The 17,475-nt window shown below is 62.9% G+C and carries 15 protein-coding genes; 4 read left to right on the top strand and 11 right to left on the bottom strand.

Annotated elements, in window-relative coordinates; translation table 11 throughout:
* Positions 1 to 50: 50 nt before the first annotated feature.
* The 3 genes from AC57B6_RS23080 to AC57B6_RS23070 form a co-directional block, all read right to left on the bottom strand.
* Positions 51 to 497, bottom strand: a complete 447-nt coding sequence (locus AC57B6_RS23080; RefSeq protein WP_028196181.1) for a GatB/YqeY domain-containing protein — start codon at positions 495 to 497, stop codon at positions 51 to 53.
* Between the two features lie 248 nt (positions 498 to 745).
* Positions 746 to 958, bottom strand: a complete 213-nt coding sequence (gene rpsU / locus AC57B6_RS23075) for a 30S ribosomal protein S21 (RefSeq protein WP_028196180.1) — start codon at positions 956 to 958, stop codon at positions 746 to 748.
* A gap of 68 nt (positions 959 to 1,026) precedes the next feature.
* Positions 1,027 to 2,244 (bottom strand): BaiN/RdsA family NAD(P)/FAD-dependent oxidoreductase, encoded by a 1,218-nt coding sequence (locus AC57B6_RS23070; RefSeq protein ID WP_496422167.1) that lies wholly within the window; start codon positions 2,242 to 2,244, stop codon positions 1,027 to 1,029.
* A 121-nt stretch (positions 2,245 to 2,365) separates the two neighbouring features.
* Between AC57B6_RS23070 and tsaD the strand changes: the two genes are divergently transcribed.
* Positions 2,366 to 3,394 (top strand): tRNA (adenosine(37)-N6)-threonylcarbamoyltransferase complex transferase subunit TsaD, encoded by a 1,029-nt coding sequence (tsaD, locus tag AC57B6_RS23065; protein WP_153142495.1) that lies wholly within the window; start codon positions 2,366 to 2,368, stop codon positions 3,392 to 3,394.
* 78 nt (positions 3,395 to 3,472) lie between these two features.
* Here tsaD and folE2 read toward each other — a convergent pair whose 3' ends face one another.
* The 4 genes from folE2 to AC57B6_RS23045 form a co-directional block, all read right to left on the bottom strand.
* Positions 3,473 to 4,279, bottom strand: a complete 807-nt coding sequence (gene folE2, locus AC57B6_RS23060) for a GTP cyclohydrolase FolE2 (RefSeq protein WP_046571986.1) — start codon at positions 4,277 to 4,279, stop codon at positions 3,473 to 3,475.
* Positions 4,280 to 4,619: 340 nt separating this feature from the next.
* Positions 4,620 to 6,527: a 1-deoxy-D-xylulose-5-phosphate synthase gene (gene dxs, locus AC57B6_RS23055; protein ID WP_028196176.1), complete on the bottom strand. Its 1,908-nt coding sequence runs from the start codon at positions 6,525 to 6,527 to the stop codon at positions 4,620 to 4,622.
* An 85-nt stretch (positions 6,528 to 6,612) separates the two neighbouring features.
* Positions 6,613 to 7,494 (bottom strand): polyprenyl synthetase family protein, encoded by an 882-nt coding sequence (locus tag AC57B6_RS23050; protein ID WP_496422166.1) that lies wholly within the window; start codon positions 7,492 to 7,494, stop codon positions 6,613 to 6,615.
* Entirely contained in the window at positions 7,491 to 7,799 is a 309-nt protein-coding gene (locus AC57B6_RS23045; protein WP_028196174.1) for an exodeoxyribonuclease VII small subunit, read from the bottom strand. Before AC57B6_RS23045 ends, AC57B6_RS23050 begins: the two co-directional genes overlap by 4 nt.
* Before the next feature lie 287 nt (positions 7,800 to 8,086).
* Between AC57B6_RS23045 and AC57B6_RS23040 the strand changes: the two genes are divergently transcribed.
* Together AC57B6_RS23040 and AC57B6_RS23035 are read left to right on the top strand one after the other, a co-directional pair.
* Positions 8,087 to 9,193 carry an aromatic ring-hydroxylating oxygenase subunit alpha gene (locus AC57B6_RS23040; protein WP_028196173.1) on the top strand — a complete coding sequence of 369 codons (1,107 nt, stop codon included), beginning with the start codon at positions 8,087 to 8,089 and terminating at the stop codon, positions 9,191 to 9,193.
* 210 nt (positions 9,194 to 9,403) lie between these two features.
* Entirely contained in the window at positions 9,404 to 10,273 is an 870-nt protein-coding gene (locus tag AC57B6_RS23035; protein ID WP_030102171.1) for a sulfurtransferase, read from the top strand.
* 136 nt (positions 10,274 to 10,409) lie between these two features.
* Here AC57B6_RS23035 and AC57B6_RS23030 read toward each other — a convergent pair whose 3' ends face one another.
* The 3 genes from AC57B6_RS23030 to polA form a co-directional block, all read right to left on the bottom strand.
* On the bottom strand, positions 10,410 to 11,282 hold the full coding sequence (locus tag AC57B6_RS23030; RefSeq protein WP_496422165.1) for a dienelactone hydrolase family protein: 873 nt from the start codon (positions 11,280 to 11,282) through the stop codon (positions 10,410 to 10,412).
* Between the two features lie 97 nt (positions 11,283 to 11,379).
* Positions 11,380 to 12,729 carry an NAD(P)/FAD-dependent oxidoreductase gene (locus AC57B6_RS23025; protein WP_046571987.1) on the bottom strand — a complete coding sequence of 450 codons (1,350 nt, stop codon included), beginning with the start codon at positions 12,727 to 12,729 and terminating at the stop codon, positions 11,380 to 11,382.
* Positions 12,730 to 12,918: 189 nt separating this feature from the next.
* Entirely contained in the window at positions 12,919 to 15,660 is a 2,742-nt protein-coding gene (gene polA, locus AC57B6_RS23020; RefSeq protein WP_496422164.1) for a DNA polymerase I, read from the bottom strand.
* 1 nt (position 15,661) lies between these two features.
* Here polA and AC57B6_RS23015 point away from each other — a divergent pair, with 1 nt between their 5' ends.
* Positions 15,662 to 16,405, top strand: a complete 744-nt coding sequence (locus AC57B6_RS23015) for an LOG family protein (protein WP_054034825.1) — start codon at positions 15,662 to 15,664, stop codon at positions 16,403 to 16,405.
* 99 nt (positions 16,406 to 16,504) lie between these two features.
* Here AC57B6_RS23015 and AC57B6_RS23010 read toward each other — a convergent pair whose 3' ends face one another.
* Positions 16,505 to 17,422: a transcriptional regulator GcvA gene (locus AC57B6_RS23010; RefSeq protein ID WP_496422163.1), complete on the bottom strand. Its 918-nt coding sequence runs from the start codon at positions 17,420 to 17,422 to the stop codon at positions 16,505 to 16,507.
* Positions 17,423 to 17,475: the final 53 nt, after the last annotated feature.

The raw sequence follows: 17,475 nt of genomic DNA, 5'->3' as shown, positions 1-17,475 counted from the left end.
GGCTGCGCGTGCCGTCGAACAACGGCGCGTGCAGACCGGAAATACAGGAATTACTTCGCGAGCGCGGCTTTGACTTGCGCCGAGACAGCGGTCATGTCGGCGCGGCCGGCCAGCTTCGGCTTGAGCACGCCCATCACCTTGCCCATGTCCTGCGGGCCGGCAGCGCCGGTTTGCGCGACCGCGGCCTGAACTTCGGCAACGATCTCCGCTTCGGACATCTGCGCCGGCATATAGGCGGACAGGATGGCCAGCTCGGCCTTTTCCTTGTCGGCGAGATCCGTGCGGCCGGCGGCTTCGAACTGGCTGATCGAGTCTTTGCGCTGCTTGATCATCTTGTCGATGACGGCGGTGATCGCCGCGTCGTCAAGGGTGACGCGTTCGTCGACTTCGCGCTGCTTGACCGCCGCGAGCAGCAAGCGGATCGTGCCGAGACGCTCGGTCTCGCGCGCCCGCATGGCTGCTTTCATATCGTCGTTGATCTGGTCCTTGAGACTCATCACTCACCTGAATGCGTTGAAAATTTAAAAACCCGCCGGCTAGCCCCAACCTGCCCCGCATCGACACGCCGTATCCAACACAAACGCCCGCTTGGGACAGCTTCCTCAAGCGGGTTGGCGCGATTTTGCGTAGTGGATGCGACCCTGCCGGCTGGCCCGAAGGGCCGTGTTTTCCGCGACGGCACCTGCTGTGCCGCCACCGTTGGATGTCGCCGCTCCGTTCGACAGGAACCGCGGCAACGCCAGAATCAGTAGAACTTCTTTGGCAGCATCTGGCCCCGCAGACGCTTGAAATGACGCTTAACCGCAGCCGCCTTCTTGCGCTTGCGCTCAGCCGTAGGCTTTTCGTAAAACTCGCGGGCGCGTAGTTCCGTTAGCAACCCGTTTTTTTCCATCGTGCGCTTGAAGCGGCGCATGGCAACTTCAAAGGGCTCGTTGTCTTTTACGCGGATGGTCGTCATTTTTCAATAACGGAACTTTGTAAAGGTTCAGGAGTATAGCAGAGCTTTCTCACAAAGCTAATGCGCCGTCAAGCCCCCAGAACGTACTCCGCGGCCGCCTGGCCGGCCGCCACGCCGGAGGCCCACGCCCATTGGAAGTTGTAGCCGCCGAGCCAGCCGGTCACGTCGACCGCCTCGCCGATGAAGTACAAACCCGGCGTGCGGGCACTCATCATCGTTGCCGACGACAGGTCGCGCGTGTCGATCCCGCCGCGCGTGACTTCGGCCTTGCGATAGCCTTCGGTGCCATTCGGGGTGAGCGTCCAGCGCGACAAGGCCTCACCGACGCGGCGCAGGGTCTTGTCCGGCAGGTCCGCCACACGCGCTTCGGCAGGAATCTGGTGGGTTTCGAGCCAGACGTGGGCAAGCCGTTGCGGCACCCATTCCGAGAGCAGATTGGCGATCTGGCGCTTCGTACCGGTTTTGGCTTCCAGTAATGCGGTCGTCGCATCCTGCTCGGGCAGCAGATTGATGTGAATCGGCTCGCCGGGCTGCCAGTAGCTCGAAATCTGCAGAACGCCCGGACCCGACAGTCCGCGGTGGGTGAGCAGCAGGTCTTCGTTGAATTCGGCGCCGATCTTCTTATTGCCGGTCGCCAGTTGCACCTCGAGCGACACGCCGGAAAGCGCCGCGAACGGCTCCCAGTCGGCTGGTGCGAAGGTCAGCGGGACCAGCGCGGGGCGGGTGTCGATCAGCTTGTGGCCGAATTGCTTGGCGAGGCGGTAGGCAAAATCCGTGGCGCCGATCTTGGGAATCGACAGGCCGCCGGTCGCCACCACGAGCGCGCGGGCCGTGATCGGGCCCGAGTGGGTATCCAGCGTGAAGCGCCCTTCGGCGACATGCCGCACCTGTTCGACCGCGAGCGGCGTGCGCCACGCAATGCGGCCCGCGTCGCACTCGCTCTTCAGTACGTTGATGACCGCGTCGCTCGACTGATCGCAGAACAATTGCCCCTTATGTTTCTCGTGCCACGTCACGTGATGGCGCTTGAGGAGCGCCATGAAGTCGCGCGGCGTGTAGCGCGCCAGCGCCGAGCGGCAGAAATGGGGGTTGGCGGACAGGTAATTGGCCGGTCCGGCGTACAGATTCGTGAAGTTGCACCGGCCGCCGCCGGAAATGCGGATTTTCTCCGCGAGGCGCTGCGAGTGGTCGATCAGCACCACCCGACGGCCGAGTTGCCCGGCCACGGCCGCGCACATCATGCCGGCCGCGCCCGCGCCGATCACTGCGATATCGAAGGATTCCATGGGGCCGCATTGTACCCGCGCGTCTGCGGCCCCTCGCCCGCGCTGCTATACTTTCAGGCTTGCCTTTTCATATTTGGACGCCGGGTTGGTTCACTCGCGCGCCCGCTCAAACCCACCCAACATGCTCGTTCTCGGCATCGAAAGCTCCTGCGACGAAACCGGTCTCGCGCTCTACGACACAGAGCGCGGGCTGCTCGCGCACGCGCTGCATTCGCAAATTGCGATGCACCGGGAGTATGGCGGCGTGGTCCCGGAGCTGGCCTCGCGCGACCACATCCGGCGCGCGCTGCCGCTGCTCGAAGAGGTGATGGAACGCGCCGGCGCGGTACGCAGCGACATCGACGCAATCGCCTATACGCAGGGGCCTGGCCTCGCGGGCGCGCTGCTGGTGGGCGCGAGCGTCGCCAATTCGCTGGCCATGGCCTGGGACAAGCCGACCATCGGCATCCACCACCTCGAAGGGCATTTGCTGTCGCCGCTGCTGGTGGACGAGCCGCCGCCGTTTCCGTTCGTCGCGCTGCTGGTGTCGGGCGGCCATACGCAATTGATGCGCGTGACGGACGTAGGCGTCTACGAAACACTTGGCGAGACGCTGGACGACGCCGCCGGCGAAGCCTTCGACAAAACCGCCAAGCTGCTGGGTCTCGGCTATCCGGGCGGCCCGGAAGTGTCGCGAATGGCTGAATTCGGCACACCCGGCGCAGTCGTGCTGCCGCGTCCGATGCTACATTCCGGCGACCTCGATTTCAGCTTCAGCGGGCTGAAAACCGCCGTCCTCACGCACGCCAAGAAGCTCGGCGGCGCGAATATCTGCGAGCAGGCAAAGGCCGATCTGGCGCGCGGTTTCGTCGACGCGGCCGTGGAAGTGCTGGCGGCGAAATCGCTGGCCGCGCTCAAACGGACCAAGCTCAATCGACTCGTGGTGGCAGGCGGTGTTGGCGCGAACCGCCAACTGCGCGAAGCGCTTTCCGCGGCGGCGAAGAAGCGTAACTTCTTCGTGCACTATCCCGACCTGTCGCTGTGTACGGACAACGGCGCGATGATCGCGCTGGCCGGCGCATTGCGATTGCAGCGCTGGCCCGATCAATCGGCTAAAGACTACGCGTTCACCGTGAAGCCGCGCTGGGATTTGACCTCGCTCGCACGCTGAATACCGCGACCTGATGGCGTAAAAAAGCCGCTCTGTTGAGCGGCTTTTTATTTGAGCATTGGGTCGAGCCTGCGCAAATCACGCTACCCGCTTATCCCGCTCGATCACGGCATACGCGCTGTGATTGTGAATCGATTCGAAGTTCTCAGCTTCGAGCACATACGCGACGATGCGCTCGTCCGCATTCAGACGTTGTGCGACATCACGCACGAGGTCTTCGACGAACTTCGGATTTTCGTACGCACGCTCGGTGACGAACTTTTCGTCCGGACGCTTGAGCAAGCCCCACAGTTCGCACGAAGCTTCTTCTTCAGCGATGCGAACCAGTTCTTCCACGGCCACGTCGCCCGCCAACTCGGCATTGATCGTGACGTGCGAGCGCTGGTTGTGCGCGCCGTACTGCGAGATCTTCTTCGAGCACGGGCACAGACTCGTGACCGGCACCAATACCTTCAGGAACAGACGCGTTGCGCCGTCACGGGTCTCGCCCGTTAACGTCACCTCATAGTCGAGCAGACTTTGCACGCCCGACACCGGCGCGGTCTTGTTCACGAAGTACGGGAACGACACTTCGATACGACCGGCCTCGGCCTCGAGCTTTTCGAGCATCGCGGCAAGCATGGTGCGAAACGTGGCCGCCTCGAGCGGAGCCTTGTTCTCTTCAAGCAGCGCGACAAAACGCGACATGTGCGTGCCCTTCTGATCGGCCGGCAGATGCACGTCGAGATTCCACGTGCCGACCGAGGGCTGTACTTCGCCGCCTTGCGTGCGCACCGTCAACGGATGACGCACGGCCTTGACGCCGACTCGTTGAATCGGAATCTGACGCGTATCGGGCGTGCTTTGCACGTCGGGCATCACGAAGGCGGGGTTCATCTGGTTCATATTCTTGTCCTTTCAAGAAAACGCCGGGCCGTCCCAAGTTTCCGCTCCGAGGAAAGTCCCCAAGGAAGATTAGCGGATTGCCCCATCAGGGGTTGTCGCGAAGCGACAGATTTGGGTGCCTTCAGCGACCGTGCAAGTCAGGCCGCACAATGGCGAACGCCGGCCCCTGCCGGCGTTGAATGATGGACCCGAAGGCCCATCGACTCATTTGGAGATTGCTATGGTCGCCATAGCCGCGGCATTGCACACGGCGGGGCAGCTGAATGACTCAGGCAATCGACGACACAGTTAAATAACGCAACTCAGTGACCTAACTAAGCAACTTCACTAAGCGCCGCAGTTAAGCAACCCGCTTCACCGAGGACTGACCGGCGACCGCGCCGCTGGAAAGAAAGCGTTCGCGAATCGACTTTGCGATGCCCGTAGCGTCGAGACCGCACGCGGCGAGCAGTTTGGCTGGATCTCCATGATCGATGAAGCGGTCCGGAAGGCCCAATTGTAGTACGGGTCGCATAACCCCACTCTCAAGCAGGGCTTCGACGCAGGCAGAGCCCGCGCCGCCCATCACGCAACCTTCCTCGACCGTGACGATGGCGTCGTGCGTTTCAGCCAGTTGGCGAACCAGCTCGGCGTCCAGCGGCTTCACGAAGCGCATGTTCGCCACCGTGGCGTCCAGCTGCTCAGCCGCCGCAAGCGAAGGCGCCACCATCGTGCCGAACGCCAGAATCGCGATCCGCTTGCCGGCCGGTTGCGACGTTTCGCGACGAATCTCGCCCTTGCCGAGCGGCAGCGCCGTCATCTGCTTGACGGTGGCCACGCCCGTGCCGGCGCCGCGCGGATAGCGCACTGCCGTCGGGTTCGGCTGCTGCAATGCCGTGTACAGCATCTGACGACATTCGTTTTCGTCCGATGCGGCCATCACCGTCATATTCGGGATGCAGCGCATGAACGCCAGATCGTAAGCGCCCGCGTGCGTCGCGCCGTCCGCGCCGACCAGACCCGCCCGGTCGATGGCGAACACCACCGGCAGGTTTTGCAACGCGACGTCGTGGATCAACTGATCGTAAGCACGTTGCAGGAAGGTCGAGTAGATCGCGACCACTGGCTTCATGCCGTCCGCGGCCAGACCGCCGGCGAACGTCACCGCGTGCTGCTCGGCAATACCCACGTCGAAGTAGCGATCCGGGAAGCGCTTCTCGAACTCGACCATGCCCGAGCCCTCACGCATGGCCGGCGTGATGCCGACCACGCGCGCGTCCAGCTCGGCCGCGTCGCACAGCCATTCGCCGAACACCTGCGTATAGGTCTTCTTCGACGGCGTGGTGGCCGGCTTGATGCCTTCAGCCGGATTGAACTTGCCCGGGCCGTGGTACAGCACCGGATCGGCTTCGGCCAGCTTGTAGCCCTGACCCTTTTTCGTCACGACGTGCAGGAATTGCGGACCGCGCAATTCCTTGATGTTCTGCAACGTCGGGATCAGCGAATCGAGATCGTGACCGTCGATCGGGCCGATGTAGTTGAAACCGAACTCTTCGAAGAGCGTGGCCGGCACGATCATGCCCTTCGCGTGCTCTTCGAGCTTGCGCGCGAGATCGAGCATGGGCGGCGCGACACGCAGCACGCGTTCGACACCCGCACGCGCGGCGGCGTAGAAGCGGCCCGACATCAGGCGCGCAAGATGGCGATTCAGCGCGCCGACCGGCGGCGAAATCGACATATCGTTGTCGTTCAGGATGACCAGCAGCGGCACGTCGTCTTCGACGCCGGCGTTGTTCATCGCCTCGAAAGCCATGCCGGCCGTCATCGCGCCGTCGCCGATCACGGCGATGCCCATGCGGTTCTCGCCCTGCAGCTTGCTGGCAACGGCCATGCCGAGCGCGGCCGAAATCGAGGTGCTGGAGTGGGCGGTGCCGAAGGTGTCGTATTCCGACTCGTCGCGCTTCGGGAAACCCGAGATGCCGCCGAGCTGGCGCAGCGTGTGCATTTGGTCGCGGCGGCCCGTGAGGATCTTGTGCGGATAGGTCTGATGGCCGACGTCCCACACGATCCGGTCACGTGGCGTGTCGAACACATAGTGCAGAGCAATGGTCAACTCGACCGTGCCGAGATTGGACGAAAGATGGCCGCCCGTCTGCGATACGCTGTCGAGCACAAAAGCACGCAACTCGTCGGCAAGCGGTTGCAATTGGCGGCGATCAAGGCGGCGCAAAGCTGCCGGGTCGTCGATGGTTTTCAGCAAGTCGTACATCGTCGTTCCATTGTAGGAAAACTTACGCGCCCGCACTTCATACATGCACCTCATAGCGAAGGTGCGCGGCGGCGGGCTTTCGCGTTCAGCTAACCCGGTTCACCACCAGGTCGGCCAATTCGGCCAGACGCTGCGCGCGCGCGCCAAACGGCGCAATCGCAGCGTGAGCGTCGCTGCGCAGTTGCGCGGCAAGCGCACGCGACGCATCTAGCCCAATAATCGACACGTAGGTCGGCTTGCCGTCCTTCGCGTCTTTACCTGCCGTCTTGCCAAGCGTCGCGGAATCGGTCGTGACGTCGAGAATATCGTCGACAACCTGAAACGCGAGACCGACAGCGGCCGCATACGCGTCGAGCGAACGCATGGCGTCCGCATTCGCCGTTTCGCCCGCCAGCGCACCCATGCGCACCGCGGCACGCAGCAAAGCGCCGGTTTTCATCCGGTGCATGGTTTCCAGTTGGGCGCGCGTCAGCGTATGGCCGACGCTCGCCAGGTCGATCGCCTGACCGCCGCACATGCCGATCGAGCCGCTCGCCAATGCCAGTTCACGCACAAGCGACGCCTGCTGCGCCGGCGCCAGCACGTCCGACGTCAGCGCGACGAAGGCCTGCGCCTGCAGCGCGTCGCCGACCAGGAGCGCCGTGGCTTCGTCATATTTGACGTGTACCGTGGGTTTGCCGCGACGCAGCGCGTCGTCGTCCATGCATGGCATGTCGTCGTGCACGAGCGAGTACACGTGGATCATTTCCAGTGCCGCCGCTGCCGCATCCAGGCACTCGGCGCGCGCGCCGGTCAACTCGCCGGCCGCGTGGCACAGCAGCGGGCGCACCCGCTTGCCGCCGCCCAGCACCGCATAGCGCATGGCTTCGTGCAGTTTGGCCGGCTCGGTCGCCTGCGTGGGCAGATAGTGTTCAAGTGCCGATTCGACGCGTTCGAGTACCGCGCGAGTCCATTGTTCGAATGTCATAGGTCGTCCCCGCTTTCAGTAGCGGCTGTGCCTGCGGTATTCATGGGCAGCGGCTTGAGCGTCTCGCCATCGAGCACGCGCACCTGCTGCTCGACCTTCTCGAGCTGCTGCTGGCAAAATGCGACGAGAGCCGCACCACGCCGGTAGGCGGCGAGCGACTCCTCGAGGCTGAGGTTGCCGCTTTCCATGCGCGCAACCAGCGCCTCCAGCTCAGCCTGGGCCGCTTCGTAATTCTCGGGCAGCGGCGTGGTGTCGACGCCTTCAGCCGACGCGGCAGCAGTATCTTTCGACGCGGTCTTCGCCATGAATAGTCGCAAAATTAAAACAAGTCGGACATTCTACGGCAAAAGCGACATTTCCGATCCCATCGCCGACCCGCGCCTCGCCATTACCCCCCGTATCCGACCCTCAGTCTCGCAGAAAAAAATCGATTGGTCTGCGGCGAAAACCGTGAACTTCCCCGACATTTTTGACCCAAATCAGGCACTTAAGCGCCCCAGACAAGGGGAATCGGGTATAATCGCGGGCTCCCTAAATCGAATCCATCGATGGTTGGGTTGTTCACTGCTTTCACGTCTTCACGGGAGTGGGAATGTCCAATCTGAGCAATGCATTGCAGTTGCGGTCTGTCCACAGCCAGCTGCCAGTCACGGCTTACTTTGACGAAGCGCTTCTAACGCGCGAAATCGAAACCCTTTTCAAGAAAGGTCCTCGCTACATCGGCCACGATCTCATGGTGCCCGAAGTGGGGAATTATTTTGCTTTGCCCAGCGAGAGCGAAGGGCGCGTGCTCGTCCGTAACCAACAGTCGCAAGTCGAACTGCTGTCGAATGTGTGCCGCCACCGGCAAGCCATCATGCTCAATGGCCGCGGCCAGGCGGAGAACATCGTCTGCCCCCTGCACCGCTGGACGTACGACCTGAACGGCCAGCTCCTCGGCGCGCCGCATTTTGCGGATAACCCCTGTCTGAATCTCGGCGCCACGCCGCTGCAGAACTGGCAAGGCCTGCTGTTCGAAGCGCAGGGGCGCGACGTCGCGCGGGATCTGGCGCGCCTCGGCACCAAGCAGCACTTCGACTTTTCGGGCTTCATGTTCGATCACGTCGAAGTGCACGAGTGCAATTACAACTGGAAGACCTTCATCGAGGTCTACCTGGAGGACTACCACGTCGCGCCGTTCCATCCGGGCCTCGGCAGCTTCGTCAATTGCGACGACCTGACCTGGGAATTCGGCGAGTGGTACAGCGTGCAGACGGTCGGCGTCCACAAGGATCTGGAGCAGCCGGGCAGCCCAACGTACCGTAAATGGCACGACGAGGTGCTGCGCTTCCGTGGCGGCAATCCGCCCGAGTTCGGCGCGATCTGGATGGTGTACTACCCGGGCCTCATGATCGAGTGGTATCCGCACGTGCTAGTCGTGTCGTGGCTGATTCCGCGCGGTCCGCAGAAAACCACCAATGTGGTGGAGTTCTATTACCCTGAGGAAATCGCGCTGTTCGAACGCGAGTTCGTCGAAGCCGAGCGCGCCGCCTACATGGAAACGGCTCGCGAAGACGACGAAATCGCCGAACGCATGGACGCAGGCCGCCGCGCGCTGATGGAGCGCGGCGAATCGCAGGTCGGCCCGTATCAGAGCCCGATGGAAGACGGCATGCAGCACTTCCACGAGTTCTTGCGGCGCGAACTCGGCACGATCTGATCAGCGCACGCTCCGGGCGTGCCGTGCATGCATCGGCGTTCGAACCGATCCTTGCGCGAGTGGCATCAAAGCATGGAAAGACGGGCTTCGGCCCGTCTTTTTTTGTTTAGACTATCAGTATCGTTCGGCCATTCGCTAACGGCGCCAAGCCGCCGGGCGAGCGCCACAATCGCCCGCTTTACAACCATCTTGCCTGGGACCGGAGACGTCATGCCGCACACTCACTACACCACCCTCATTTCCGCGGCCAATCTCGCGGAACGGCTGGCCGCCGCGCCAGGCAGCGTGTTCGTCGTCGATTGCCGTTTCGATCTGGCCGACACCGAGGCGGGCGAGAAAGCCTATCTGGCCGGGCATTTGCCCGGCGCGCATTATCTGAACCTCGATCGCGATCTGTCGGGGCCGAAGAACGGCACCAATGGCCGCCATCCGCTGCCGGATCGCGGGCGGCTGGTGGAGACGCTGGAGTCCCGCGGGCTCAAGCAGGGTCAGCAGGTGGTCGCCTATGACGCGCAGGGCGGCATGTACGCCGCGCGCGCGTGGTGGCTGCTGCGCTGGCTCGGCCACGACGCGGTCGCGTTGCTCGACGGTGGCCTGCAGGCCTGGCAGGCCGCCGGCCATGCGCTGACGCAGGATGTCCCGGCGCAGAACACCGGCGACTTCAAGGCCGGCGCACCGCTTTCCGTCACCGTCGACGCGCAAACGGTCGAGCGCAATCTCAGCACGAAAGAACGCGTGGTGGTCGATGCGCGCGCGAACGATCGCTATCGCGGCGAGAACGAGACGCTGGATCGCGTCGGCGGCCATATTCCCGGCGCGCTCAACCGGTTCTTCAAGGACAACCTCACCGCCGACGGCCGCTACAAACCGGCCCACACGCTGCGAGAGGAATTCCACGCGTTGCTGGGCGATACGTCGCCGGAACACGTCGTACTGCAATGCGGCTCGGGCGTGACGGCATGTGTGAACGCGCTCGCCATGGAAGTCGCCGGCATGCACGGCGCGGCGCTGTACGCGGGATCATGGAGCGAATGGAGTTCTGACCCGAAGCGGCCGGTTGCAACGGGTCCGAATCCCTAAACGGTCCGGCAAGCAGGACGATTCGCAAAAGTACGTGGCCGCTGGAAAGCGGCCACGTACTTTTACATTCATCCAGCCAAGCGCATCGTCACGCCACTACGGCACGTCAAACGAAGGTATCGGACGACGCGCCCCTTCAGGCGACGCCATGCTGCTTGAACCACGCCAGCGCACGTCGCCAGCCATCTTCAGCGTCAGCTTTCTTATAGCTCGGCCGGTAGTCAGCAAAGAATGCGTGACCCGCATCGTCATACACGACGAATTGCGAGCCGCGCCCGGCCTGCGGACCCTGCGCGATGGCCTGCTTCATCTGTTCAAGTGTGTCTTGCGGGATGCTCTGGTCCTGGCGTCCGTATAAACCCAGAACCGGCGCGTGCAACTGCGCCACTTCGTCGAGTGGGTTAGCCGGCGTCATCGCGGTTTTCTGGCCCGTTACGCGCCCATACCAGGCCACGCCCGCCTTTAGCCGCGGATTGTGCTCGGCATATAACCACGCAATCCGGCCGCCCCAGCAGAAACCGTTCACACCCAGCCGGTTCAGATCACCGCCGTGTTCACCCGCCCACGCGACGGTTGCATCGAGATCGCCCATGACCTGATCGTCCGGCACCTTGCTGACCAGTTGATCGTTGAGCTGCTGCATGCTCGTGTACACGCCCGGATCGCCCTGCCGCTCGTACAGATTCGGCGCGATCGCCAGATAACCCTGTTTGGCGAAACGCCGGCACACGTCGGCGATATGCTCGTGCACGCCGAAAATCTCGTGCACGACAATGATTACCGGCAAATGCGTCTTGCCCTTGGGCTGCGCGCGATAAGCCGGCACCAGCGTGTCGCCCGACTGCACCGCGATCTCGCCGGCCTCGAGGCCGTCGCTATCGGTATGAATGGTTTGCGCCGACACCGGCAGCACAGCAGCGGCGAACCCGGTGCCGAGCGCGGCCTTGATGAAGGTACGCCGATTGAAAGGAACGTGCGGGACCAGGCTGTCGATTTCGGGTTTCAGCATGCGGCGCTCCTCGCGGAAAGGTTGGATGCAACAGGATACGCTTCACCCGCATCCTGTTGCAGATGCATCCTTTCCCAGCGCGTTCGGCGTTTAGCCTTCAGTGCAGCTTGACCCGCGGCAGCGTGGTGCGCCGCAGCCAGTGCGCGAAGGTATCGAGCACCATCCGCGCGTAGCCGTGCAGCGCCGCGATATGCAGCCGGTACAGCGACATGTACATGAAGCGCGCGAACAGCCCTTCGATCAGCATATTGCCGCCGATCACGCCACCCATCAGATTGCCGACCGCGCTGAAGTGCCCGAGCGACACCAGCGAGCCGAAGTCGCGGTAGGTGAACTCCGGCAGCGGTTTGTTCTCGAGCCGGGCCGCCAGCGCTTTCATCAGGAAGCTTGCCTGCTGGTGAGCCGCTTGCGCACGCGGCGGCACATTGCGCTCATTGCCCGGCCATGGGCAAGCCGCGCAATCGCCGAGCGCAAAGATGTTGTCGTCGATTTCGGTTTGCAGCGTACGGCGCACGATCAATTGCCCCAGCCGATTGACCGGCAGGCCGTCGAGTTCGCTCAGAATGGCCGGCGCCTTGATGCCCGCCGCCCACACCGTCAGATCGGCGCGCACGGTCTTGCCGCTCGCCGTGCGGATCATGCCGGGCGCAACTTCCGCCACGGTCTCGCCGATCATCAGCTTCACGCCGAGCTTGGTGAGCAACTCGGCGGTAGCGGTCGATACACGCTCCTGCAAAGCCGGCAAAATGCGCGGCCCCGCCTCGATCAGCACAATGCCGACGTCGTGCCGCGGATCGAGCTTATGCAGGCCGTAAGCGGACAACACCTGAGCCGTATTGCGCAATTCAGCCGAGAGTTCGACGCCCGTCGCGCCGCCGCCGACGATCGCCACCTGGATGCGCGGCTCTGACGAAACCGCCGTGCCCGGGGTCGATTCAACGGGTTCATGCGCCTGATGCTCCGCGCGCATGCAGGCCGCGATCAGGCGCTTGCGGAAGCGCTCCGCCTGGGCGACCGTGTCGAGCGCGAGCGAAAACTCGGGCGCGCCCTTCACGCCGAAGAATGCCGTGGTACTGCCGATCGCGATGATCAGCGTGTCGTATTCGAGTTCGCGCGCGGGCAGTAATTCGGCGCCGTCGTCGTCGAGCACGGTGCCGAGCGTCAGACGCTTGTTCGCGCGGTCCAGACCGGTCAGATCACCCTGCTGAAACTCGAAGCCGTGCCAGCGCGCTTGCGCCGCATATTCGAGCTCCTGGGTGAACGGGTCCATGCTGCCGGCTGCCACTTCATGCAGCAGCGGCTTCCAGATATGGGTTGGATTACGGTCGACGAGCGTCACTTGTGCGCGCACGCCGCCTTTGTTCTTGTGGGGCGCGTAGCGGTCGCCTAAGCGCGTCGCCAGTTCCAGCCCCCCCGCGCCTCCGCCAACGACGATAAAACGATGCATTGAACTCTCCGTATTTGCCGATGGGTTATGCGTCGCGACGGTGCGCCTCGAGCCTCAACCACGCCTCGAGGATGCACCGCCTGTGTTGACCGATTGTCCGCGAGCGGCACGGGGTGTCACAAGCTATCAATACGCATATGTGACATGTGCACGACGTTATCGCCTTTCAGGCGTCCCGTCACATGCACGTCAATGCGCTTCCTCCCAGTTCAGACCGGCGCCCACTTCAGCGACCAGCGGCACTTTCAGCGCGGCGACACCGCACATCAGTTCCGGCAAACGCTTACGTACATCGGACAATTCCGCGTCCGGCACTTCGAGGATCAGTTCGTCGTGCACCTGCATGATCATGCGCGTGCCGACCTTGGACGTCTCGATCCAGTTCTGCACCGCGATCATCGAGAGCTTGATCAGATCGGCGGCGGTGCCCTGCATCGGCGCGTTAATGGCGGCTCGCTCCGCTGCCTGACGGCGCGGACCATTGCCGCCGTTGATCTCCGGAAGCCACAGGCGGCGGCCGAAAGCCGTCTCCACGTAGCCCTTGGACTTCGCGCTCAGACGGGTTTCGTCCATATACCGCGCGACGCCCGGATAACGCGCGAAGTAGCGGTCGATATACAGCTTGGCCGCGTCGCGCGTAATGCCGAGGTTCGCGGCAAGACCGAACGCGCTCATGCCGTAGATCAGGCCGAAGTTGATGACCTTCGCGACACGCCGCTGATCGTTCGACACTTCGAGCGGCGTCACGCTGAAAATTTCCGCCGCGGTGGCGCGGTGAATGTCTTCGCCCTGCGAGAACGCCCGCAGCAACGATTCGTCGCCGGAAATGTGCGCCATGATGCGCAATTCGATCTGCGAATAGTCGGCGGAGACGAGCTTGTGGCCCGGCGGTGCAATGAACGCCTCGCGAATGCGGCGGCCTTCGGCGGTGCGCACGGGGATGTTCTGCAGGTTCGGATCGTTCGACGCCAGCCGGCCGGTGACCGCTACTGCCTGCGCATAGTTCGTATGCACGCGGCCGGTGGTGGCGTTGACCATGCGCGGCAGCTTGTCCGTATAGGTCGATTTCAGCTTCGACAGGCCGCGGTGTTCGAGCAGAATCTTCGGCAGCGGATAGTCTTCAGCGAGCTTTTGCAGCACTTCTTCGTCGGTGGACGGCGCGCCGCTCGGGGTCTTTTTGACCACCGGCAATTCGAGCTTCTCAAAGAAGATCTGGCCGATCTGCTTGGGTGAGCCCAGGTTGAATTCGCCGCCGGCCAGCTCGTACGCTTCGCTTTCCAGTTGAATCAGACGCGTGGCGATTTCGCTGCTTTGCGCCCGCAGTTTTTCCGCGTCGATCAGCACACCGGTGCGCTCCATCTTGCGCAGGACACGCGAGGTGGGGACTTCGATATCGCGATACACGTAGTCGAGCGTTTTCTCCGCGGCCACCTGCGGATACAAGGCCTGATGCAGACGCAAGGTAATGTCGGCGTCTTCCGCCGCGTATTCGGCGGCCTTGTCCAGCGCGACTTCGTCGAAGCCGATTTGCGACGCGCCCTTGCCCGCGACCTCTTCGTACTTGATCGTCTTGATGCCGAGATGGCGCAGCGCGAGGCTGTCCATGTCGTGTGTGCGGTGCGATTCGAGCACGTACGACTCCAGCAGCGTGTCGTGTTCGACGCCGCGCATTTCGATGCCGTAGTTAGCCAGCACCTGCTCGTCGTACTTCATGTGCTGGCCGACTTTCTTGTGTTCGGCGCTTTCCAGCCACGGCTTGAGCTTCGCCAGCACTTCGTCGCGCGGCAATTGCACGGGCGCGTCCGGGCCACGGTGCGCGAGCGGCACGTAAGCCGCGCGGCCAGGTTCGACCGACAGCGACAAGCCGACGATTTGCGCGGTCATCGGATCGAGCGAGGTGGTTTCGGTATCGAACGCCGTCAATTCGGCGGCGTTGATTTTCTCGAGCCACGCGTCGAACTGCTCCCAGCTCTGCACGGTGTCGTAGTGACGTTCGTGATCCACGGTGAGCGCCGGCGGCACGTCGGTCTCGGGCCCTTCCACAGCATCGGCGATTTCCACTTCGCGCAGCCAGGTCTTGAAACCATTGCGCGTGAACACGTCGCGCAGTTCCTCACGCGATTCCGGCCGGCTTTGCAGGCTCTCTTCGATCGACACGATGTGGCCGGTCAGATCGCATTGCCGCTCGACGGTGACGAGTTTCTTCGCCATGGGCAGAAAATCGAGCGCACGTCGCAGATTGTCTCCTACCGCACCTTTGATTTCGTCCGCATGTGCGACGATGCCGTCGAGTGTCTCGTACTGCGTGAGCCATTTGATGGCCGTTTTCGGGCCGCATTTCTCGACGCCCGGCACGTTGTCGACGGTATCGCCGATCAACGACAGGTAGTCGATGATGCGTTCCGGCGGCACGCCGAATTTGGCGATCACGCCTTCGCGGTCGAGCTTCTCGTTCGTCATCGTATTGATGAGGGTGACATGATCCGACACGAGCTGCGCCAGATCCTTGTCCCCGGTCGACACGATCACATTCATGCCGCGCTTCTCGGCCTCGGTGCTGAGCGTGCCGATCACGTCATCCGCTTCGACGCCCTCGATCATCAGCAGCGGCCAGCCGAGCGCGCGCACGGCGACGTGAATCGGCTCGATCTGGCGAGCGAGGTCTTCCGGCATCGACGGGCGGTTCGCCTTATAGTCGGCATACCAGTCGTCGCGGAACGTTTTGCCCTTGGCGTCGAACACGCACGCGCTATACTCTGCGGTGACTTCCTTGCGCATGCGCCGCAGCATGTTGATCATTCCATAGAGCGCCCCCGTCGGACCACCTTCGGGTCCGCGCAGATCAGGCATCGCATGGTAGGCCCGGTACAGATAACTCGAACCGTCGACCAATAGCAGGGTCTTACCTTCAAGGCTTCGTTCTTCAGGCATTATGACTAAGAGAAAAGTGATTCCGAGTCTGCGATCACTCGCAGATCAAGAGCGCGCTACGGCTAAGAAGGCCCGCGCATCGTGGCAGATGTTCACGATTATGGCAGAGTTTATCGAGGCGACCGAGTACCTCTCGGAGATTCGTCCGGCTGTCAGCATCTACGGTTCAGCGCGCCTGAAACCGAACTCGCCCTATTACAAACTCGCCACGCAAATTGCGCGCAAACTGTCGGACGCCGGCTTCGCGGTCATATCGGGCGGCGGCCCCGGCATTATGGAGGCGGCCAACAAGGGCGCTCATGCCGGCAAGGCTCCTTCAGTCGGCCTGAACATCGAACTGCCGCACGAGCAATCGGGCAACCAGTGGCAGGACATTTCGCTGCGCTTCCGCCATTTCTTCACGCGCAAGGTCACGTTCGTGAAGAACTCGGACGCGGTGATCGTCATGCCGGGCGGCTTCGGCACGCTGGACGAACTCGCCGAAGTGCTCACGCTGATTCAAACCAAGAAGTCGCGCCACGTGCCGATTATTCTGGTGGGCGGCGAGTTCTGGGAAGGCCTTCTCGCGTGGTTCAAGAACTCGCTTACGCCGATGGGCCTGATCAATCCGACGGACATGGACTTGATGCAGGTAATCGACGACCCGGATCAGGTGCTCGAAGCGGTGCTGAAGTTCTACGAAGACCGCGAAGAAGCCGAACCGCATCCGGCCAAGTCGGATGAAGACCGGATGTTCTATCTGTGATGCCGGATCTTCGCGCTCCGTGCGCGAAGTAGGTGCAGCAAATGCGCGCGCGGACCAGTCGCGGGCCGCTCGACGTGCATCGGACAGCACGCGCAGGTCCTAGCGGGCGGCCTCCAGGTCGCTCGCTTCCGCCACATCGGTCTGATCCCCCTGCGCTTGCAGCCATTCGCAGAACTGCGCCACGAGCGGCGCCTGCGCGACTTCCCGCCTCGCCACCCACCAATAGCCGCGTGCATCGATACGCGGGCCGGCCAGCGGCACGACAAGCCGTCCCGATGCCAGTTCATCCGCCAGCAAAGGCAATGGACCGAGCGCCACGCCGAGGCCATCCACCGCGGCCTGCAAAGCCAGATAGAAGTGATCGAACGACTGCTTCTTCCGGCATTTCGCCGTGACGCCTGCTGCCGATAACCAGATGCCCCATGCATCGGGCCGCGTGTCCGAGTGCAGCAGCACGTGCCTCGCAAGATCGTCCGCTACGCTGATCGGCGAGCGCTGCAGAAGCGCGGGGCTGCACACCGGAATCTCGCTCTCACCCAGGAAATGACCGCTTACGCAGTTCGCCCAATGCGCCGGACCGCGCCGCACCGCGACGTCGAAGCTATCCAGGGTTTCGACCGGGGCGTTTGAGGTCGACAAGCGCAGTTCCACATTCGGCACCTTGCGTTGGAACTGATGGAGCCGTGGCAGCAACCATTTCATTGCGAACGTCGGCAACGCATTCACCCGCAAGACGTGAACGACGCCCGTATCGCGCAGTTGGTCGGTAGCAAGTGCGATGCTGTCGAACGCGGCCTGGACGGTGGCCAGACAGCGGCGACCGTCGTCGGTCAGACGCACGCGTTTGCCGTGGCGATGGAACACCTGCACGCCGAGCCAGGTTTCGAAAGCAGCAACCTGCCGGCTGATTGCACCGTGCGTCACATGCAATTCGTTCGCCGCGGCGGTGAAGCTTTCGTGCCGCGCCGCGGCTTCGAACGCGCGGAGCGCCGGAAAAGGAGGGAGATTGCGGGCCATGCTTGTGATTCTAGATCACAAAGGCGCGCTCAAAAATCGTTTTGCCCAGAACT

This window comes from Paraburkholderia sp. BGA-UO-ETr-F12, from assembly GCF_059567945.1.
The sequence above is the reverse complement of the archived record's forward strand: the minus strand, read 5'-3'. Positions and strand labels throughout refer to the sequence as shown.